A 20,793-nucleotide genomic window follows, 5' to 3' on the forward strand; every position below is an offset into this window, starting at 1 on the left:
CCTCCGCACCCTCCAGGCCCTGCTCGCCGTCTGGACCGGCGCCTGCCCCACCTGCCAGCGACCCTTCAACCACACACCTCCCGTAACCGTTCACCCGCCAGGAGTCACCTAACGAAGTCCTACTAGCGTGGTCGCTACGCATCGTGCCTACGTTCACGCTGCCTGTCGTTGCGTTATGGTGGGTTCGGTGACGACTGAGAGGGTAGAAGCCCTTCCTGTTCTCATATTCTCCCCACGATCGGCACCCTGAATCCGTACTCTCGTGGTGGCACCGTGAAAACCCACCGCTGGTCCGGATGCAGATGGCAGTCCCACAGTACTAGATCCGTGCCATTTAGGGTGCTGCCGCGGTTCGCCAGCCCCACACACCTGCGGGACGGATAGTTGCGAATCATGTAGGTGTTCTCACCGAGAGGATAGAATTCCCACTGCTGGTCGGGGTCTCCGTTGCAGCGCTCCAGTACCAGCGGGGTGCCGTTGGTTGTACTACCCCCGACACCCAGTCCCACGCATTTGTTTCCTGCGGCTGTGCTGACTATCAGACCGGTGGTACCGGCGCCGTGCCAGAGCTGGTCGATATGGTAATGGCAGTCCCACAGTATGAGGTGGGTGTTGTCGGCGGTACTGCCCCGGTCGGCCAGTCCTACGCATTTCGCGTCGGCCGCGGAGCTACGTATCGCAGTAGAGTTCGCGCCTTCGGCGTATGCCGCAGACGGTGCGCCGAGTGCGGCCAGAACGAGCGTGAAGAGCAGGGAGAGCAGTGTTTTGATCCGGTGAGTGGTCACAAAAAACTCCAGTAAAGGTGGGTGACTCCACGATGATTGCCGAGTGCCGTGCTTTCAGCTGCGACCAGAAGTATCCGGATGGTGGTTGCAAGTGGGTTGTACAGCGGTAGCGGCATGGTCGCGGGGGTCCACAAGGTCGTGTGACCGGAGCTGGACACGGTAATTCCTGGCGTCCGGCGCAGACCTCGTCCCGGTCAGCTCCTGGCACGGTGGCCGCGCGGTGCGTGGCCGGACTCGTAGTCCTGGCGGCCGTCGTTGAGCCACTCGTCCACCCCTCCGGAACGGAGTTGGGACCGTCCGCTAGCCTGACGCCCTTCCGAAAGGGGTACACGTGGGAATACGCCGGGCGGCATCCGCCCTGGTTGCGCTCGCGGCCATTACCGCACTCACTGCCTGTGAGAGCAATCCCGAAACGGCGGACACCTCACCTGGGCCTACCGCTTACGAACGCGCCTACGCCGCCATCTGCAACGGCGTCGCGCCAGCCACCCCATCCACCAACGTGCCCGGCCTGAATACCGCCATCGAACAGGAATCCTGGCGGTGGGGTTCTGCAAGGAAGACGCGAAGCAAGATCGGAAGACCTGGGCTACACCCGAAGCCGTGAACGCAAATTTCGGCGGCGTCGGTGCGCGGCGCGCGCTCCGCAACAGCCCGCCGGACTGTGTCAGCGTTCGACTCACCCCCGCAGAGCCATTCTGCGACTGACCGGTGCCGAACGCATCGGCCTGAGCGGCGCGACCGCCGACGAGCTCGAAGCGCTGATCTATCGTTACCGCACCGACGCCGGCACGCTCGAGTTCATCTGGTTACTCATGGCGGTAGGGCTCCCCCGGTGACGTGCTGCCATACTTTGCGGGTGTTCGACGGGGGTCACGACACCGCAGGTTCCACCGATCGCTGGGACTTCTTCGTCTCCTACACCCAGGCCGACCGCCCCTGGGCGGAGTGGATCGCCTGGCAGCTCGAAGCGGACGGCTTCCGGGTCCTGCTCCAGGCATGGGACATGGTCGCCGGCACCAACTGGACGCACGCAATGCAGAGCGGCATCCGGGACGCGACCCGAACCCTGGCTGTGCTCTCAGCCGCCTACCTGGACTCGGCCTACGGCACGCGGGAATGGCAGGCCGCGGTGGCGGCGGATCCGGACAGCGCGCGCCGACGGCTGATCCCGGTCCGGATCGAGGACTGCGCCCGTCCTGGCCTGCTCGGTCAGGTCGTCTCGTTCGATCTGTTCGGAATGGCGGAGCATCGCGCCCGCGGTGCGCTGATGGCGAGAGTCCGGGAGGTGATCGCGGGCCGGGCCAAACCGGCGCGTGAACCCCTCTTCCCCGGCCTGCCTGCTGTACCCGGACCGCGGGTGCTCCCGAACGCCGCGGCCTCACCGGCCTTCCCGGGGGCCAGCGATGAGCGCGCGGTCCCGATGCCAGACCGACCGGCCGAATTCCATGCCCTCCTCATCGGCGTTGCCTCGTATGAGGATGAGCGGCTTCCCGCGCTGCCCTGGCTGTCGGGCATGCTCGACACCGCGGCGGAGCAGCTGGAGTCCGTCGGTTACCGCACGGAGATCCACGACCGCTCCCGGTCGGGTACGAGTGCGGTGAAGGCGGCTGTCCACGGCTTCCTCAGCAGCGCCGCGCCCGGCGCCACCCTGCTTCTCCTCCTCGCGGGGAACGGCGTCCACCGCGCTGGCCGAGGTGCGGACGCCGGCCGGGATTTCCTCGTTCCCGCGGATGCCACCGTGGGGTACCAGCCTTTCTGGGATCTGTGCGTTCCAGTCGACTGGTCCAGGCCGCTCGCCCGCACCGCCGCCGCACGTGTGCTGATCCTGGTCGACGGCAGCACCTGGTTCGAGGACGGTGTCCGTGCCCTGGTCACGGATGAGGGATGGGGCGCCGGTCGTCTCGACGCCGCATCGGCTGTCGACGTCGCCTACCTTTACCGTGGGCAGGCCGCGGCCGGCACGGGGCCCGACGACGAGCCCCGCGATCCCACCGCTTGCCCGTCGCTCACCCGGGCGCTTGTGGACGTGCTCTCCACACGCCCGCTGCCGGGCACTCTCGGGGAGTTGCACGCCGCGCTTGAACGCGCGATGTCACCCCTCGTGGGCGATTCCGCCGCCCACGGGTCAGGCGAGCGACCCGGCACGCCCGACCCGCGGATTCTTCCAGGACAGCGCGCCGCGAACGCGGGCCGCGGTGACGGCTCCGAGTACGAGGGCCCCCGCTGCCTCCTGCGCCCGCTGTCCTCCTGCGATCCGCACCGATTCCGTCCCTTCCCCCCGCGGCCCGGCGGGGACGCCGCTGACACCCCTCCACATGCCTGGACGGCCGCCGCCGACCATCACCGAGCCTGGGAGCGGACGGCTGACAACCCTGTCACCGCCGCTCTCCGGGCCGCCACCGGCGCGCTGGTCGACCGCCTTGGCCGGGCATACGACGAGGCGGTCGCGGTCCTGGCGGACGATCCCTGGCACGACCCGGATCTCGCCCGCCGGATGGCCCGCCGGGTCGAGTTCCTCGTCGGCAAGCTCCCGCCCGGGCCGGAGGAGCTGTCCGCGGCCGATGCGGCGCTGCTCGTCGCCGGGCCTTACCTGCACCAGACCGTGTGGACGATCCTCGTCGCCCGAGCCACGGTCGCCCACCCGAGCTCGGCCGACGTTCCGACCGGCCGGGTCGACCGCGTCGAGTTCGACGCCTTCACCCGCACCCATCCCCGGCTCGTCCGCCGCATCGAGCGGGCACAGCTCTCCGGTGACCAGACGTCTGCCGCGTTCGTCGCCTGGTGGCTGGCCCACAAGTGGTGCGAGTCCAACGTGACGGCCCGGTGGGAGGCCGTGCTGCGGGAGCTGTTCGCCGGCCTGGGCGGCGACGGCGTCCAGGAGACTCTCGCCGCCGAGGTGTTCCGCACTGAACGGGTGGCGGAGATCCTCACCGCGCTACGCGCGACACCCACCTTCCTGAACCAGTCCGGGCGGGTCCGGGCGCTGTGCGACCTGGTGACGGTCGCCCCGGCGACGAGCGAGGAGATGCCGCTGCGGGAACGGCTCGTCGCCTACCTGCTCGCCATCGGTCAGAGGATGGCACTGGAGCTCGCGGCACTGCCGGTCGTCCTCGTCGAGCATCTCGGTGTCGCGGACGCGGTCGACCTGGGCGAGGTCCGCACGGCCCTGCGTCGCGCCGAATGGCAGGGCCGGGGCCGCTCCACCCGCGCCCTGTCGGTGGAGTGCCGGCACCCGGCGCTTCAGGTCGCCCTGGAACGTCACACCGCCAGCCTCGACGCTCTGCTCGCGGAGGCCCACCGGGCGACCGCCGAGATACCCGCCCTGGCCGGAATGCCCACCCACGCCACCGCGGACGATGTCCGCGCGGCCGAGATCGACGGCCACCCGGGCTACACCTCCGCGGGTGCCCAGTTCCGCCTCGCCGAGGACAGGGTGCAGGAGCTGCTCATGGGCGAGCAGCTCTACGAGAACCGCGCGCTGGCCGTGCGCGAGCTCTACCAGAACGCGCTGGACGCCTGCCGCTACCGCCGCGCCCGCACCGAATACCTGGGACGGACCACAGGCCGCCCGTCGACCTGGACCGGCCGGATCGACTTCCGGCAGGGATTCGAGCCGGACGGGACGCCCTACATCGAATGCCGCGACAACGGCATCGGCATGGGCTACCGGGAGATCTCCGACGTCTTCGCCGAGGCCGGCACCGGACGGTCGACCTTCCCGAGGTCGTCGAGGAGATGGGCCGCTGGGCGGCCTGTGACCCACCGGTCGAGTTCCACCCGAACAGCCGGTTCGGGGTGGGCGTCCTGAGCTACTTCATGATCGCGGACGAGATCCGGGTCGAGACGTGCCGCCTCGGGCCCGACGGCCGGCCCGGCGAGCTGCTGCGGGTCACGATCGCCGGCCCCGGCAACCTGTTCCGCATCGAGCCACTGGGACCGGGCGGGGAGAGCGGTACCAGCGTGCGGCTGTACCTGAGCCGGGATCCGAAGCGCCCGCCGATCTCCTGTGTGGACATCCTGCGCCGGATCCTGTGGGTCGCCGAGTTCGACACCCACGCCACCGAGGGCGCCGCGCTGGAGCACGGGCCTGCCGGCCAACTTGCCCCGTCGGCGCCTGTCGGGCAGACAGACCCGCTGCAGTACGAACTTCGCCGGTTGACGACGCAGATTGTCAATGCCGGTCGTGGCGTGTGGTAGTGCAACGGCGTCGGCGCGATTCTCGCCGACGGGCTGTGGGTCGGCGAGGCCGTGCTCGGTGTGGTGCTCGACCTGACCGGGCGCCTCGTACCCGAGCTGTCGGTCGACCGTAACAAGATCAGGAAACTGATGGACGAGCCGGCGGTCGACGCGCTGCTGTCGGCCGCGATACCGGTCCTGCGCGCGTCCGACGTGTTGGAGGTGACCGTCGACTGGCTCATCGCCTTCGCCTACTCGTTTCCCCTGGTCGCCGACGCCGTGCTCGAGGCGATGGCCGCCGACGGCGAATTCTGGGTCGGCACGGGCGGCGTCCGAGTGCCGGTCGCGCGGACCGGTCTTCTCGCCGTCGACAGCGGCCTCGGGCCGGTCGCGGGGCAGACCGACCGCCCCGTCGCTCGATCAGGAACGAACTTTCTCCGTAGCTACCTCGTTCCCGACACCACCTTCTTTGCTCGAATGGCTGACTGGGCGCGCGCGGAGGATGGCTTCCCGCCCGCTCGGGACGTCCGCGGCGATTGCGAAATGGTGGTTCCCAGCGACCTAGCGATCATGGTCGTCAGGCTCGAGTATTCACGGCGCATCCCCGCGCGTTACCGTGCAGTTGTTGGTTTCGTTGCTGGCAGGTTGCGCTGCCCGCCGAGGACGCTGGACAGCAGGATGCGCCGTCTTGGCTATCAGGTCCCCAGTCTGAAGAGCGTCGAGGTCGTCGAAATCACGGACCTTGATCAGGCACTGTTGAGTTCAGGGCTCGACGGGGAGATGCCGATCTGGGCGTGGGATGGCCGAGACCACACCGTCGCTCCTGGTCATGTCCTGGCCGCGGCCAGTCGCCTGTTGATGCACCCTGACAAGATCGTCGACCGCCTGCGGGTACTGGGCCTCGCGGTGTGGCCGCCACCTGGCGATCCCGCGGACGCGGCTCCCATGGACCTGGTCCTGCAGAGCGCACAGCTCGATGGGCGATATCCGTGGCTGCCGGCGGGACGGGTAGGCCGCGCCCACGTCTTCCGGTCCGCATTGCACACTGAGTCGACTTTCGTCGAGGTCTGCGCCCGGCTGCGCCGTTTCGGTTACCGGACGCCCCAGATCAACACGGCGGCCTGCTTGGGTGCTGGGGAGCGCGATGCATTCATCGTGAGCCGTGACACGGAGGGCGCGCTGAGCTCCGTCCCGGTTCCCACCAGCTATCTGAGTGGACTGAGATCGGATTTGACCGGTAGCAGGGACAACAATGTCGGGCGCCTGCGGGAACTCGGCTTCCCCGTGGCACGGACGCTTCGTTTGCCGGCCGGGTCGCGGCCGAATATAGCCGACCGTTTCCCGGTCGTGGACGAGTATCATCCACTGTGGACCGTGGGTGCGCCCATAGATCGAGTTCATCTGCTCCTGCTCGCGAACGCCGCGAAGATGAGATATCCGGTCCTGGTTGCGTTACTCGACTCGAATCATTACACGGTGGCGCAGGTATCTGAACCAAGATCTAACCGAATTGCGCGGATCGCAGAGATAAATGATTTTGTCCTGGTCAATGCGTCTAGAATTGGGCGATTTGAGATTCGCCATCTCCTCAACATGGCTGGAGACGCAGGGCTTCCGATCGATGTATCCCTCGACCTGCTTGCGGAGGTCGGCGTCGCGACTCCGGATGTCGGAGACCTGGAAATAACGAACGATGACTGCATAATCCTGAGCTCGTTCTTCGACGGCAATGCAAATCTCGTGAGCATGGACTTCGTCCCTGCCGCACAGGTGCGGGCGGCAGCCACCCGTCTGCGCCGTGAACCCGAGGACGTTGCCCTGCGCCTGCGCCAGCTCGGGCTGGCGACCGCCGATCCAGGAGGATGGGCGGCATCGCCCGTCCGTTCATCCGACATCGCCCTGCTGGCACGGGACTTCGACGACCATGACGCGTTTCTCCAGGATGGGAACGTCTCCGCGGCTCACGTACTGCGCGCCGCGGCACACACCGGGGAGACACCGCGGGCTCTCGCCGACCGGCTCGGCGAGCTCGGTTTCGACGTCGACCCGGTGGCGGACGTCGAGCTGACCGCGGCGGAGGAACGCACGGTCGTCGACCTGCTCGACGTCTCCGATGACCCGTCGCTCGACCATGGCTGGGCGGGGCTGAGCCGAGCGAGCATCCTCGCCACCGCATACCGTGATTCCACCCGCGGCCATTCGCGCGGCCCGGCGGAGCTGGCCGCCTGGATCGGCGGACTCGGTGCGGGCCTCGACACGTATGCCGGGGCACGCTTCCCCGACGACTTGTGTTTCAACGATGTCGACCTGCTCAGCTGGGCTCTGGACGGGGAGCCGCCGTGGCTGGCAGGCGACGAGATCAGCCCGGGTCACGTTCTGGCCGCGGCTGGGATTACCGGCCGGCCGACACACGAGATCGCCAGCCGCCTGAGACATCTCGGGTTCACCATCGCCGACCTCCCGGACCGGGCGCCGGACGACGTGGACGCCGTCGACGTCGTCCTGCTCAGTAAGTTCCTGGACGGGAAGGCGCCTCGGCTGACAGAGCGCCAGGTACCGCTGGCGCACGTCTATAACGCGGCCTGTGTCCTCTCCTGTGATGTGGTCGAGATCCGAGAGCGGTACGACCGGCTGGGCCTGGAGATACTCGGAGAGCCGAGAGAGCTCGACCGGGTGACTCGCGGCCACGCTACCGTCGCGTTTTACTGCATGGATACTGCCGCGTCGGAAGCCGATCTGTTGTCGCCGGCGCAGATCTTGGCCGTCGCCCAGTTCACCGGGCGTGATCCGGCGAGCGTCCGCGACTCGTTCACGGGCCTTGGCCTGCCTGTGCCGGAGGCAGGAACACTGCCCGACATGGCAGCGGCCGCGCTGACCGCCCAGGACGCCATCCTGCTGAGCTCATGTCTGGACGGGCGGGGCCCCTGGCTGGGCTGGCGCCCCGCACCGCTCGCCCACGTCATCGGCGCGGCCGGCTATCTGCGGTGGTCGCCGCGGCGCGTCGTCAGCCGGCTCGCTGAACTCAGCTGTGCCGTGCCCACAGCGGCCGACTCCGCGCTCGACATCGTCGTCGACGGTGTGGACCGGCAGCTCGCGGATCTGCTCACCGACACGTCCGACGCATACGTGGAACGGCCGGTCTCGCGGGCCGAGATGCTCGCCGCGTCGTTCCGGTTCCGCTGGACACCATCGCGGATCGTCGCGCGCATGGTCGAACTCGGATTCGACGTTCCCTCCGTTACCTCCCAGACGTTCCCCGAGGCTGGCGCTACCGGCCGGTGAGGGTGCCTGCGCGATCGTAGGGTTGTGACGCTGCTCTGTGTCAGAGCCGGTCAGTCGATATGGTGATTCTCCGGATATGACTGATTCGGTCTGATACCCGACATCGAACCCCGAAGTCCACAGGAAACGATCAATGTCAAAGGTTATGACAGGTCTGCAAGGTCGGCCGGGATCGTCCTGTTCGCACTTCTTGCCACCGCCGCCCTGCTCCTGGTGACTGCCTGCGCGAGCAGCGACCCAGCCGAGGAAGGCGGCACTGTCGACGTCAACGTCAACCCGTCTGCTGGCCGTGCGGCGGCCGGCAACAACGGTGCCCAGCAGAACACCCCAGCGGGCAGCGGCACCCCCGCCGACCGCGACACCCCGGCCGTGAGCGGCAGCCCAGCGGTCGCCGGCAAGCCCGGTACCCGCCAGGATCCCCTCCCCGTCGGCACCTCCGCCAGGATCGGCGACTGGGACGTCAAGCTCGGCCGCACCATCCAGAACGCCACCGACCAGGTCCTGGCCGCCAACACCTTCAACAAGCCCCCGGTCGCCGGCCGGCAGTACGTGATGGTGCCCCTGGAGGCAACCTACCGAGGACCCGACGAGGGCACGGCATGGGCGGAACTGGGATTCAAGTTCGTCGGTTCGAAGGGCAACATTTTTTACCTCAACGTCGACGACAACTGCGGGGCGCTCCCACAACCGCTCATCGATGCCGGGAATGTGTACGCCGGTGCCTCGGCACAGGGAAACATATGCAAGTCAGTGCCGTCGGACCAGGTCGCGGGCGGCACGTGGATCGTGTTCGCGGTCGACGGTCCCGACGACTCCGAGACGTTCTTCAGGGTTTCCTGATACCTGCGGATTGCCTTTCGGGTGCCGCTGACGCGGACGGACCGGGCAGTGGTCACGGGCCCGGCTACGGGAGGCGGCCGGTGGGCTCGCGAACCATCGCAATCCCGCCCCCGCGGACATCCATATCGTCCGCTGACCTGGTGCGCTCCGTCCATCGTCGTCCGTGGAGGTCCACGCTGGACCGCGCGCTCGGCTGTCACCTTGGTTGTCGCTGACACGTCTCGACCTGACGTGCACACGGCCATGACGACCCACACGGACCTGATCGCTGTCTCCGGAACGGCGACCAGGTCGCGTCTCTGCTGTGCCGACCAGACCGGCCTGACCCGGCCCACTTCGGCACGGCGTGGCCGCAAGCCCAACGCCGAGATCAGTGACCCGCGCCCAGCCCGACAGCGACTGCTGGACGCTGCGAACGAGCTGTTCTACACCGAGGGCGTCCAGTCGGTGGGGATCGACCGGATCATCGAGTACGCGGGCGTCGCGAAAGGCTCCCTCTACAACACGTTCGGCAGCAAGGAGGCGCTCGTCCGCGCCTATCTCGAATCGCGCCACGAAGGCACCACCCAGCGGCTCAGCGCGGTGATCGACGCGGTGGACGATCCACGCGAGAACTATCGGCATGCCGCAGACATGGATCTATGTCTCCAGCCGTCTAGCCAGCGCGAGACGGAACCTTAGACGCCACGCACCGGACAGGAATGAGGCAACGTGGCCGAGGGGGCTACCTGAGTCGACCTCCTACCGGTCATCCGGCCGCTTTCACGCCATTAGCTCAGGTCGCAGCCCGATGATTTTCGTATCAAGGTCCCCGTGCGCGGTGGACCGGGGTGCCTGTAGGCCTCCCCACGGGGTGCTGGCACCCGGAATGCCGGGGTCCTAACCACCCTTGTCGGAAAGGCCGCGATGCAGCTTAATGGTCGCCGTGGGTGGATAACGGTGTTGCTCGCGGGCGATAACCGGATCGCCTCGAAGGCGCGGGGCGGTGCTGCGCGCCGATCTGGACGTAACCGCAGTCGTTATCGCGACGGACGGCGTGAGGACGGCGTCGTCGGCTTTGCCTGTCTGCGCGAGGAGAGGGTGGCCGACCCGGGTAGCTCGGTCGCATGATTCGGAAGGTCGCGATGGACGGATCGATACTCGACCAGGAGATCGTCGCCGCGATGCTGTCGCCGGTGAAGCTCGACGGTGCGCTGACTGCGGACCACTAGGAACTGCGCCAGAGGTTGCCCAGGGCAAGCAGCCCAAGGCGCCACCCTGGCGGGGACGAACGTCAGGGTCGGTGACTTGTGCCTACAGCTGACGCAGGGTGCGAGCCCGGGCCGGCAGAGCGCGCCGGACCGGCCGCGTATGTTGCATGCTGCAATTCTACGCCGGGAGGAGCCGAGTGAGACTCACTCCCGGCTGCTGCCAGGCAGTCTCGCCGAGAGGCTGCGGGGCGACGCCCGGGGCGGCGGAGCAGACCTGGACCGGACCGCTTACCATCACGGACCTCGTGTCGGACGTCCGAGACTATTCCGCGATCGCCCCGCGCACCGACCCGGCGGTCCTTGCCGGCCGGCTGAGCGACCATCTCCAGGAGATGAACGCGGCGATCGTCAGCGAGGGGGGAACCGCCCTGAAGCACGTGCGGGACGCCGTCATGGCTGCACTGGGCAGTGCGGAACAGCTCGAATACACCCTGGTCGGGGACACGGTCTCTGGCAGTGCGGCATGAGGCCCACACCAGTCACCGGCACCGAGGACGTGTCCACGGCCGCGCCTACCGCCCCTGTGGCGCTGAGGCTGCGGGGGGTGCGGCGGACCTTCGACGCCGAACTGGCGCCGGTCCGTGCGCTGCGTGGGGTGAACCTGGAGATCCGCGCCGGCGAGTTCGTCGCGATCATTGGTCCGTCGGGCTGCGGTAAGTCCACGCTGCTCAACGTCATCGCGGGCCTGGAGACGGTGGACGAGGGAACCGTTGAGGTTGCCGGGAAGACGATCAGCGGGCGGGATCCGGACTGGGTCGCCCGGTTCCGCCGGCACCACATCGGCGTGGTGTTCCAGTTCTTCAACCTGATCGACGGGGTGTCGGCGATGCGCAACATCGCGTTGCCGGCGGCCATCGGGGGGATGCGTCGCCGCGACGCCGAGGCTCGCGCGCGCGATCTGTTGGACCTGCTCGGTCTGGGTGACCGAGCAGACCAGCTGCCGTCGGTGCTGTCCGGGGGGCAGCGCCAGCGGCTGGCGATCGCGCGCGCGTTGGTGAACGAACCCACCTTGCTGCTCGCCGACGAGCCCACGGGCGCGCTCGACAGTGACGGCGGGCTGGAGATCCTCGAGCTGTTCCGCCGGTTACACATGGACGGACAGACCATCATGATGATCACACATTCGGCCGAGGTGGCGGCTGGTGCCGGGCGGCTGGTCCATATGCGCGACGGTGTGATCATCGATGGGCTGGCGGGGGGTGCGGCGCAACCGGCCCGGGTTGGCGGGCGAACGTCATGACCGCCGCGCTGGTGCGATGATTCCTCGCTCTGCTCGCAGTACAGGGCGATGACCGCGAGCAGGAGGATGGTCCGGTCGGCAGCGGTTGGGCTGTTGCCGGTGTGGGCGTTCCTGCGGCTCGATCTGCGGTGCCGTTGGCGGTCGCTGGCCGTGCTCTCGCTGCTGGTGGCGCTGTCCTGCGGCGTGGTGATGGCCGCCACCGCCGGGGCGCGGCGCGGCGGATCGGCGGTGGACCGGCTGCGCGACTCCAACCTCGCCGCCACCGTCCTGGTCGCGCCCAGGACGCCAGGGTTCGACTGGGACCGGGTGCGTCGTCTGCCGGGGGTGGAGGCGGCCGGCACCATGCTGCTTACCGTCGACTTCCACCTCAACATCGAGGGGGTCGGGACGCTTGACGGCGAGGACTACTGGTATCCGGTTGGCGACGCCGAGCTGACCCGGACTGTCGAGAGGGCGGTGGTACTCGCGGGCCGGCTCGCCGACCCGACGCAGGTGGGCGAGGCGATGGTCACCGAGTCGTTCGCCGAACGCCATCACGTCGGGGTGGGCGACACGGTCACCGCCCGGCTGTTCACACCCGGGGAGACCGACGCGTTCCTCTCGGGCAACGTACTCCACGCCGCCAGCGGCCCGCGCCAGCCGCTGTGGATCGTCGGCGTGGTGCGCTCGCCGGCGATGAACAACTTCACCCACCACAGCGTGATCATGACGACGGTGGCGTTCACCGACGCCTACCGCGCGAACCTGCTCGGTGCGAGTGGGCACCGGGTCGACTTCGCCGCGGTTCGCCTCACCCACGGAGAGGCCGGTCTCCGCGACTTCCAGCGTCGGCTCGCCCAGCTCACCGGGCAGGACGACATCCAGTTCCAGAACCTGGTCGAGGAGGCACGCGACGCGAAGGGGATCACCGGGTTCGAGCGGAACGCCCTACTGATGTTCGCACTCACAGCCCTGGTCGCCTCGGCCGTCGTGCTCGGTCAGGCCGCCGCCCGATACGCGACGGCGGCCGCTGCTGCCCAGCTGCGGGTCCTGCTGGCGCTGGGAATGACCCGGGGGCAGGCGACGGCGGCCGCGGCGGGCGGACCGGCACTCGCCGCGACGGTGGGAGCCGTCGTGGCGTCCGCGGCCGCGGTGGCTGCTTCGGGAGCGTTCCCGATCGGCACCGCAGCCGACTACGAGCCCGCCCCGGGAAGGCATGCGGATCTGGCTGTGCTGGCCGGGACCGCAGTCATGGCGGTGGCCCTCGTCACGGCCGCGGCGGCACTCGGCGCCTGGTCCGCTTTCGTCAGGAAACGAGTCGCCGCCGCACCCCCCCGGTCGATGGTCGTCGACGCCGCATACCGGCTGGGTCTGCCGGTACCGGTCCTCATCGGTGCCCAGTTCGCCCTCGAGCCCGGTCGGGGACGCGCCGCGGCGCCGGTCCGGTCGGCCCTGATCGGCGCCGTGCTCGGCGTGCTCGGAGTGCTTGCCGCGCTCACGTTCCACACCGGCGTCGCAGATGCCGCGGGCAACCCCCAGCGGTTCGGTCACACGTACCAGATCGAAGGCTGGGTCGGCTTCAACGGCGCGGACTTCGCGCCGACGCGGCAGGTCCTGGACGCGTTCACGGCTGATCCGGACGTTGTCGCGGTCAACGACACCCGGGTCGGTGTGGCCACGGTGAGCGGGCTGCCAGTCCACGTCTTCACCCACCAGCCGGCGGTGGCAGGCCGGCCGTTACCGACCGTGACGCTGTCCGGGCGGATGCCGGTGGCGCCGGATGAGATCGCGCTGGCTCCGCAGACCGTCCGGGAGACCGGCGCGAAGGTGGGTGACACGCTCACCTTCGCCGGAACGGCACGGGCGCCGATGCGGCTCACCGGCGTCGCGCTCGTGCCCGAGGGAGGAGTCAGCTACGCGAAGGGCGCGTGGACCACGGGGGACGGTTACCGGGCGCTGTTCCCCGGCGGCTCCTTCACCTACCACCAGATCCACGCATCGCTGCGATCCGGCGCGAACGCCAAGGTGGTCTCCCAGCGGATCTCGACGGTGCTCGGCGGGCAGAACGCCGCAAAGTTCGGTCCGGCCGGCCTTCCCCGGGAGGCCCAACAGCTTCGTAACGTGCGCGGGCTGCCGCTGGCGCTCGGCGTTTTCCTCGCCCTGCTCGCCGTCGCCACCACCGGACACACGCTGACGGCTGCGGTGCGGCGGCGCCGGCACGAGGTGGCTGTGCTGCGCGCGCTCGGGCTCACCCGGCGGCAGAGCCGACTGATCCCTCTCGCCCAGGCGATCACACTCACCCTCACCGGGCTGCTGTTCGGCGTGCCGCTGGGACTCGCGCTGGGCTGGACGATGTGGCGGGCGGTGGCGTCGAGCATCCCGGTCCTCTACGTGCGGCCGGTCGCGCAGCTCGCCCTCGCTCTCGTCGTCCCGGCGACGCTGCTGATCGGCAGCCTGCTGGCCGCCCTGCCGGCCCGCCGCGCCGCCCGGATCAGCGTCGGCGAGGCCCTGCGTGCCGAGTGAGGGCGGGACGGCCGGGCCGAGGCGGTGGAGGCGGTGGGCCGATCAGGTCGTGCCGAGCGTGGTCGCGGCCGTGGCCGTCGTCGCGGCAGTCGTCCTCGCCGCCGTCCGGGGGCCCGAACCGCCGGGCGTGATCGCCGCGCTGCTGAGCACCGGCTGGCTGGCGGTGACCGTGGCCGCGGCGCGCGCGGGTCGTCCCGGCCTCGCCCGGGGTGCCGCCGTGGTCACCGCGCTCCAGACGGCGGTCGTCGCGATGCCTGCCTTCGGCCCACTGGTCGTCGTCGCCTGGACCTGGGTCCTGCTGGCCGTCCCACACGGAAGGCTGGCGAGCACCAGCCGGCGGGCGATCGGTGCTCTCCTCGTCGCCGGCGCGCTCAGTTGGTCGGCCGCGCTGGCCACCGCCGGCCTCGACACAGCCGCTCCCGCTGGTGCCCTTACCGGGGCGATGGCCGGCTGCGCGGCGCTGACCGGCTTCGTCGGCGCGGCCCGCGCGGACCAGCAGGCGCGCTGGACGCTGCTGTGGGCAGCCGCCGGGGGGCTGATCGCGGTCGCCTGCGCCGGCGTCGCCGGTGCCCTTCTCCTCCTGGTCGGCACCCCAACACAGCCGATGTTGCCGGCCCTGGCCGGCATGCTGGCGCTTCCGCTCGGTCTCGCCGCAGGTATCTGGCCGCGAACGGCAGAGCTGGCCCCCCGGGCGCTGACCGGGGCACTCGTCGTCGCCGGGCTGACCGTACTTGCCGACATCGTCTACCTGGTCACCGTGATCGGTATGGGCCACCGGCCGGTCGGCGGCGAGCGGACCGTTCTCGGGCTGTCCCTGCTAGCGGCCCTGGTGACAGCGGCACTCGCCTGGCCGGCCCGGGCCCGCCTGGTCGACGCCGCCGAACGGGCCCTGCACAGCGCGAGACCGTCCCCACAGGAACTGCTCACCACCTTCAGCGCCCGGATGACCAGAGCGGTCCCCATGGACGAGCTGCTGCTCCAGCTCGCCGAGCTGTTACGGGCCACGCTGGGGCCGGCAGGAGCCGAGGTGTGGACCGGGACGGAGGGAATCCTGGCCAGGACGGTCTCGGTGCCAGAACGGCCGCCGGCAGCCATCGAGCTCAGCGAACAGCAGCGGACCGTGGTGGCCCAGGCCCGGGCCGCGGGTACCAGATGGCTCGCGATCTGGATTCCCGGCCTGCTCACCGGTCCGGCCAGCACGGCCGGTTCCACCAGTGCCGGTGCGGCCGGTGCCACTGGTACGGCCGAGCCCGCCCCGAGGCAGTCCGGCGTCACCGCGCCGGCCGACAGCGCGGGCGCCGGCGTCGAGCTGGTGCGAGCGGCGCCCGTCACACACTTCGGGGAGCTGCTGGGCCTGCTGGTGGTCCGGCGGCCGCCGACCGGACCCCCGTTCACCGCCCAGGACGACCGCATCCTCGCCGAACTCGCCCGTCCGGTGGGCCTGGCCCTGCACAACATCAGCCTGGACACGGCCCTGCAGACGTCCCTGGCGCAGTTGCAGGAGCGTAACGCCGAGCTGCAGGCATCCCGAGCGCGAATCATCGGCGCCGCCGACGCCTCCCGCCGGCAGATCGAGCGGGACCTGCACGACGGTGCCCAGCAGCATCTCTTCGGCATCTCGGTGAAGCTCGGCATGGCCGAGCAGATCATCGCCGCCGACCCGGCCGCGACCGGACCGCTTCTGGCGGAGCTGCGCAGTGACGTGCAGGCGGCGACCGCGGCGCTGCGTGAACTGGCACACGGCATCTACCCACCGCTACTACGCGACCACGGCCTCGCGCCGGCGTTGCGTGCGGCCGCGGCCCGCTGCCCCCTGGAATGCTCGGTGGAGGTGACCACCGCGCGGTATCCGTCCGCCGTGGAGGCCGCCCTCTACTTCTGCTGTGTCGAAGCGTTGCAGAATGCCGGCAAGCATGCCGGGCCGGACGCGCGGGTCCAGGTGCGGGTGGATGCCGACGGCGAGGATCTCCGGTTCTCGGTATCCGACGACGGCGCAGGTTTCGACCAGACAGCCGTCAGCGGCCACGGCTTCGTCAACATGCAGGACCGACTGGGGGCGATCGGTGGCACGGTGGAGGTGGTCTCCACACCCGGCGCCGGGACCACCGTGCGCGGCCTCATCCCCCGGGCGAACCCCGAAGGTATGACCCGCGTTGCCCGGGCAGAAGGCGAACGTCCAGGCGGGTAGGGGTCCGGCCGCCTCAGCTCCGGCGACTGAGCTCCAGCAGGATCGCGGGCGTGAGATCATCCTTGCGGATGTAGCCGGCGGCACCGCAGTCGTCAGCCCCCGGCGGCAAGTCCTCGACGGCATAGCTCGACATGAGCAGCACATTCACCGTCGGATCGCCTGCGATGATCCGCCTGGTCGCCTCGATCCCGTTGATACCGGGCAGATAGACGTCCATCAGCACGACAGCCGGCCGGATCTGCCGGGCGAGGATGACGCCTTCCTCGCCAGACGCCGCCTCGGCCACCACCCGCCAGCCGGGTACCACCCCAACCAGGGCGCACGTAATTCCCCGGAACAGCTCCTGGTCGTCGACGACGAGCACCGCGACCGCGCCGCCCTCGCCGTTCACTGCCATGCGTCCGATGGTGCCGGTCGGGTCCGCCCCGGAACAAGGGTGCTGGCACGACTCCGGCGGAGGGCCAGGATAGAGCCATAGCCCAGGTACCGATTCAGGACGCCGTTTCAGGGCCCGGCGTCCTGCTGCTCCGCAAGGTAGATGAGGACAGCCTTGACCCGCCGGTTGATATCCGGCTCGGTGGTCAGCCCGAGCTTCGCGAAGAGGGCGTTGATGTGTTTCTCCACAGCCCTTTCACTAAGAAAGATCGCGGCGCCGACCGCGGCGTTGTTCTTTCCCTGCGCGATCCGGGACAGGACCTCCCGTTCCCGCGGGCTGAGCGAGGCCAGCACCGATGCGCGGGTGGACGTCCGGGCCGTGACCAGCGCCTCCACCACCACCGGGTCCACCACCGAGCGACCGGCGGCGACCGCGCGCACCGCATCGGCCAGGTGCTGCGGCTCGCCGACCCTGTCCTTCAGCAGGTACGCCCGGCCCGCGCTGCCCCGTTCGAACAGGCTCAACGCATACTCCGGGCTCGTGTACTGGGAGAGCACCACCACCCCGACCCGGGGGTGGCTGGATCTCAGGAGGGAAGCCGCACGGATGCCTTCGTCCGTGCCGGTCGGTGGCATTCGCACATCTGTCACCACGGCGTCCGGCCGCTCAGCCTCCACCGTGGCGAGAAGCCCCTCCAGATCGCCACAGGACCCGACGACGGTAATGTCGGCCTGAAGATCCAGAAGTCGGCGCACACCCTCACGCATCAGCAGGGAGTCGTCGGCCAGGACAACACGTAACGCCACCCCACCAGCTTAGTGATGCGACCCCCCCGATGCCTGGTCATCCGGCCACCCACCCTCAGCGGCTGGGAACGTCTGCGTGCCATGCGCCGCCGGCGCGACGAGCCGCCACCGCGTCGGCGGTCCTCCACGAAACCGCGCTTATGCGCCATCCCCGGCGAGGTGGTGGAAGCCAGAAATCCGGGTGGTAGCACCCGGACCGTTTGACCGACAGGCACCCCTGGGCGGTGCCTGTCGCGTTCCGTAACGTCACTCGCTGCTCCAGCAGTCGCCGATGTGCAGTCAGGGAATGAGCGGGGAAGCCCGATGCTGGGTACCGAGTACATTGTGGTAGCGGTCGTCCTGCGGCTTGCGGCGGGTGTGAGTTATCTGGCGATGACCTGGCGGGGAACGGCCCGGCCGAATCCGGTCAGCTGGCTGTGCTGGGGCGCGACGCCGCTCGTCGCGTTTGCTGCGCAAATTCAGGACGGGGTGACCTCGGCGTCCTGGGTTACGCTGTCACTCGGCGTCGGCCCGCTGCTGGTCTTCGCGGTCTCGGTCGGGAGAAACACCGCCTGGCGGGCAGGTCGGACCGATATGATGTGCGGTGGATGCGCGGCGTTGGGAATTGTTCTCTGGCAGGTCGCCGACAACCCCGGCCCGGCGCTCACCCTGAGCATCCTGGCCGATATTCTCGGCAGCATCCCGACGCTTGCGAAAGTGTATTACGAGCCCCACTCAGAAAAAGCATCACCCTACCTGATGAGCCTGCTGGGCATGGTGGTTACACTACTGACGCTCGATGGCTGGGAATACTTTGACTACGCTTTCCCGCTCTACATGCTGCTCATCAATCTGAGCATCTTCGGCCTGATCGTGACACGCTCGGTGCAGCTACGCCGCCCGGCGCCCGGCCCGCTCGAACCGCAACCATCGAACCTGGTAGGCATGCCCAGGCAGCCGGCTCGGGCCGGGCAGGCACACCACGGAACATGCCCGAGCGGGGGCTGTTGGTCCCCGCCGGACCGGTTGCCATCACGTTCGCGACACCGGCGGCCCAGTCAAGGCCGGCTTCGTCCTGCTTTTCGGCAAGGTCAAAGACGGGGCGACCGCAACCGCCGCCGGCATCAAGATCGGAACGACCGACCTGGACCCACCGGCATCGTCGCCGCGGTGCACCCGTCGTTGCCAGTGGGAGAGATCCCACACCTGGAACATTCTCGACGTCCGGCGCCTTCGCCGATTCCGGCGCTTTCTCGAACGCCGGTTTCACCTTCGGTGCGACCGAGGCACCAAATTTCGTGATCGTCCACCTGGCGCAGCGATTCGAGGGCGCGCTTGGAACGTTCACGCTTGACCTGCCTCAACTGGTTCCCCCGGACGCGCCGATGCGCGGTTCGCGGGTGGGACGTTGGCGGCTGCGGTTTCCGACGGCGCCAGGTCTGGTCGGGGGCGGGCGCGGTGAGCCCGCCTGGCTCGATCGCGAGCTGGCCCTGGTCGGTCGACTCCGACAGTGGTGGACCGCCGACCACGTCACCGGGTTGGATGCGGTCGACCCCATCCGGAGGCTATCGGGGAGGCCGGACGGCTCGCTTCAGGCGGGGCCTTTCGGATGAGGTCGTCTTCTCGTCCAGATACTCATGCTGCGGCTGTGTCGACGGTTCGACCGTGGACGAATCGACACGCATCCGCGTTTCAGGAGGCGGCACGGACGGGTGGGGCAGCGGTAGCTGCTGGGGCAGCCAGTCGGGCCCCGTCTTGCTCGGGTTCTTCATCGGGTCATACATCTGCTGCCCGGTGGCCTCGCTGATCATCTCGCGCACCCGGTTCTCGACGAGGTTCCCGAACCGGGTGGGGTTCCCGCCGCTTTGCTGGCGCATCGCGTCGAGCTCGGCCTGGGACAGCCGGCCGATGGGTTGGGAGTACACCTCCCGCTGGTAGCTGTTGACCTCCCGGACGGTCAGCCGGACCTCGCCCGTGCCGCGGTCGTAGGTGGCGACGCCCATGAGCCCCTGTTTCTCGGCCGCTGAGCCAATCGCCGCGTAGCCCGTTCGGTTCGGCTCACCGAGCTGCCGCCAGCCGCCGGACTCACCACCCACCGGCTTGATCTCGGCGACATCGATCATCGGAGCGCGTGGCCGGGCCGCGTCCACGGCGGGCGCCGCGCCGCCGGCCAAGCCGCCGGCAGCGGTCTTCGGCGCCTTGGCGCCGTTGGCTCCGGCCTTGGGTGCTTCGTTCCCTCGCACCTCGCCCTTGGGTACCTCGCCCCTGGGCGCCCCAGTCCCGGGCTTCTCGACCGTCGGGGAACGCTTCCGCAGCCCGGCCAGATCGCGAATACCATCGATAATTTCGACGATATTGACAACCTCTTCGACAAAATCCCGAACGAACTTCGCCGCTTCAACCGCCGCGGTATGACTGTCGCCCCGCTCATGGGCCTCGTAGGCATTTTCGAGGTGCTTCTCGGCCTGCGCGAAGGGGGCGTACTTCACACCTTGTTCCGCGGCGTCCCTGAGCGCCTCGTCGGTGCCGACGCCCTGGCTCTTCTCCGCCACGAAGGTGCTCACCGCCTCGATACCTACCGGATAGAGTTGCGCATACACTTCGCGCAGCTCGTTGTACAGCTCCTTCTTGCCGTCAGATTGCTGTGCCGGGTCCCCGAACACCACGTCCCACTCGGCATTCATGATGGATGCCGAATGCTTGACGATCTCCACGGTCTCCTTCAGTCCAGGGTAGGCGATCGCGGGTATCGCCTTCTCGAGAACCTCGTTGAGGGTCTCGACTGTTGGATTTGACCCGATCTTCCGATCGGCCTGCCGCGCGGCCTCCCCAATCTCCGCCGCCTTTTTCTCGACCGTGTCCATGACCGCCAAGGCCTTCTTCTCGACGGCACTGACCGCCTCGTGCGTCATCTTTTCGGCGAAGGCTTCGGCCTCCCGAATCTTTGCCGCTGCCGCGCTGTCGAGAGCTCTCCCGAGCTCCTTCGCCATGTCGAGCTGTGAAATCGGCGCGGTCGCCGCCCGGGCCAAAGAGTCATCGCCCTTTGCCTCCAAGGAACCGCTTCGCTGGCTGCCGCCGTCCGGGGCCGGGGCGCGGCCGGCCTCGGGCCGCGCGTCAGTCTGGCCGGGCTCAGGGCGAGCGAAGTCCGCCGAGAGACTCTGCTCGACCTTCGGCAGGTGCTCGTCTCGCTGGGTGACGCCGCTCCGGTCGGGCCCATGCGCATTGTCGCGACTCTCAATGCGGCTCTCGGCACTGTGGCTCGCGGCCTGGCTGGCCGCGGAGGAATGCTCCATTTCGAGTCCGTCCACCGGATACCCCTATCCGCTGTACGGAGCGCGGTCGTCGGACCTGGAACTCGTCTCCGTA

The 20,793-nt window shown here is 69.0% G+C and carries 13 protein-coding genes and 1 pseudogene; 10 read left to right on the plus strand and 4 right to left on the minus strand.

Features of this window, described 5'->3' with window-relative positions; all coding sequences use genetic code 11:
* Positions 1 to 221: 221 nt before the first annotated feature.
* The gene (locus tag FMEAI12_RS20885) at positions 222 to 785 is read right to left on the minus strand and encodes an RICIN domain-containing protein (RefSeq protein WP_160144304.1); all 564 of its coding nucleotides are present in this window, start codon (positions 783 to 785) and stop codon (positions 222 to 224) included.
* An 835-nt stretch (positions 786 to 1,620) separates the two neighbouring features.
* On the opposite strand from FMEAI12_RS20885, the gene FMEAI12_RS20890 reads away from it, so the two are divergent.
* The 9 genes and pseudogenes from FMEAI12_RS20890 (at position 1,621) to FMEAI12_RS20930 (ending at position 16,266) form a co-directional block, all read left to right on the plus strand.
* Positions 1,621 to 4,596 (plus strand): toll/interleukin-1 receptor domain-containing protein, encoded by a 2,976-nt coding sequence (locus FMEAI12_RS20890; protein WP_235014250.1) that lies wholly within the window; start codon positions 1,621 to 1,623, stop codon positions 4,594 to 4,596.
* A complete protein-coding gene (locus FMEAI12_RS20895; RefSeq protein WP_112107538.1) occupies positions 4,584 to 4,985 on the plus strand; it encodes a hypothetical protein in 402 nt (133 codons plus the stop codon). The genes FMEAI12_RS20890 and FMEAI12_RS20895 overlap by 13 nt, the downstream gene beginning before the upstream one ends.
* A 51-nt stretch (positions 4,986 to 5,036) precedes the next feature.
* Positions 5,037 to 8,246: a hypothetical protein gene (locus FMEAI12_RS20900; RefSeq protein ID WP_112107539.1), complete on the plus strand. Its 3,210-nt coding sequence runs from the start codon at positions 5,037 to 5,039 to the stop codon at positions 8,244 to 8,246.
* Between the two features lie 213 nt (positions 8,247 to 8,459).
* The gene (locus FMEAI12_RS20905) at positions 8,460 to 9,086 is read left to right on the plus strand and encodes a hypothetical protein (RefSeq protein WP_112107540.1); all 627 of its coding nucleotides are present in this window, start codon (positions 8,460 to 8,462) and stop codon (positions 9,084 to 9,086) included.
* 369 nt (positions 9,087 to 9,455) lie between these two features.
* Positions 9,456 to 9,662: pseudogene (locus FMEAI12_RS40065) on the plus strand (TetR/AcrR family transcriptional regulator); the annotation flags it as partial.
* A 919-nt stretch (positions 9,663 to 10,581) separates the two neighbouring features.
* On the plus strand, positions 10,582 to 10,803 hold the full coding sequence (locus tag FMEAI12_RS36275; protein ID WP_146776741.1) for a hypothetical protein: 222 nt from the start codon (positions 10,582 to 10,584) through the stop codon (positions 10,801 to 10,803).
* Positions 10,800 to 11,576, plus strand: a complete 777-nt coding sequence (locus FMEAI12_RS20920) for an ABC transporter ATP-binding protein (protein ID WP_112107542.1) — start codon at positions 10,800 to 10,802, stop codon at positions 11,574 to 11,576. Before FMEAI12_RS36275 ends, FMEAI12_RS20920 begins: the two co-directional genes overlap by 4 nt.
* Positions 11,577 to 11,624: 48 nt before the next feature.
* Positions 11,625 to 14,078, plus strand: a complete 2,454-nt coding sequence (locus FMEAI12_RS20925) for an FtsX-like permease family protein (RefSeq protein WP_112107543.1) — start codon at positions 11,625 to 11,627, stop codon at positions 14,076 to 14,078.
* 49 nt (positions 14,079 to 14,127) lie between these two features.
* Entirely contained in the window at positions 14,128 to 16,266 is a 2,139-nt protein-coding gene (locus FMEAI12_RS20930; RefSeq protein WP_112107544.1) for a GAF domain-containing sensor histidine kinase, read from the plus strand.
* A 13-nt stretch (positions 16,267 to 16,279) separates the two neighbouring features.
* Here the strand turns inward: FMEAI12_RS20930 and FMEAI12_RS20935 are convergent, their stop codons facing one another.
* Positions 16,280 to 16,630, minus strand: coding sequence for a response regulator transcription factor (locus tag FMEAI12_RS20935; RefSeq protein ID WP_235014253.1), 351 nt, complete (start codon positions 16,628 to 16,630; stop codon positions 16,280 to 16,282).
* A 140-nt stretch (positions 16,631 to 16,770) separates the two neighbouring features.
* Entirely contained in the window at positions 16,771 to 17,448 is a 678-nt protein-coding gene (locus FMEAI12_RS20940; protein ID WP_112107546.1) for a response regulator transcription factor, read from the minus strand.
* Between the two features lie 303 nt (positions 17,449 to 17,751).
* Here FMEAI12_RS20940 and FMEAI12_RS36280 point away from each other — a divergent pair, with 303 nt between their 5' ends.
* Positions 17,752 to 18,729 (plus strand): hypothetical protein, encoded by a 978-nt coding sequence (locus FMEAI12_RS36280; RefSeq protein ID WP_131626638.1) that lies wholly within the window; start codon positions 17,752 to 17,754, stop codon positions 18,727 to 18,729.
* Positions 18,730 to 18,992: 263 nt separating this feature from the next.
* Here the strand turns inward: FMEAI12_RS36280 and FMEAI12_RS20945 are convergent, their stop codons facing one another.
* Entirely contained in the window at positions 18,993 to 20,735 is a 1,743-nt protein-coding gene (locus FMEAI12_RS20945) for a hypothetical protein (RefSeq protein WP_112107547.1), read from the minus strand.
* Between the last annotated feature and the right edge of the window lie 58 nt (positions 20,736 to 20,793).

The sequence above is a fragment of the Parafrankia sp. Ea1.12 genome, from assembly GCF_900465275.1.
GTDB lineage: Bacteria > Actinomycetota > Actinomycetes > Frankiales > Frankiaceae > Parafrankia > Parafrankia soli.

Excerpts from the sequence above, each read along its gene's own strand:
- FMEAI12_RS36280 (WP_131626638.1), top strand. The coding sequence starts at position 17,752 with ATGCTGGGTACCGAGTACATTGTGGTAGCGGTCGTCCTGCGGCTTGCG.
- FMEAI12_RS20925 (WP_112107543.1), top strand. The coding sequence starts at position 11,625 with ATGACCGCGAGCAGGAGGATGGTCCGGTCGGCAGCGGTTGGGCTGTTG.
- FMEAI12_RS20920 (WP_112107542.1), top strand. The coding sequence starts at position 10,800 with ATGAGGCCCACACCAGTCACCGGCACCGAGGACGTGTCCACGGCCGCG.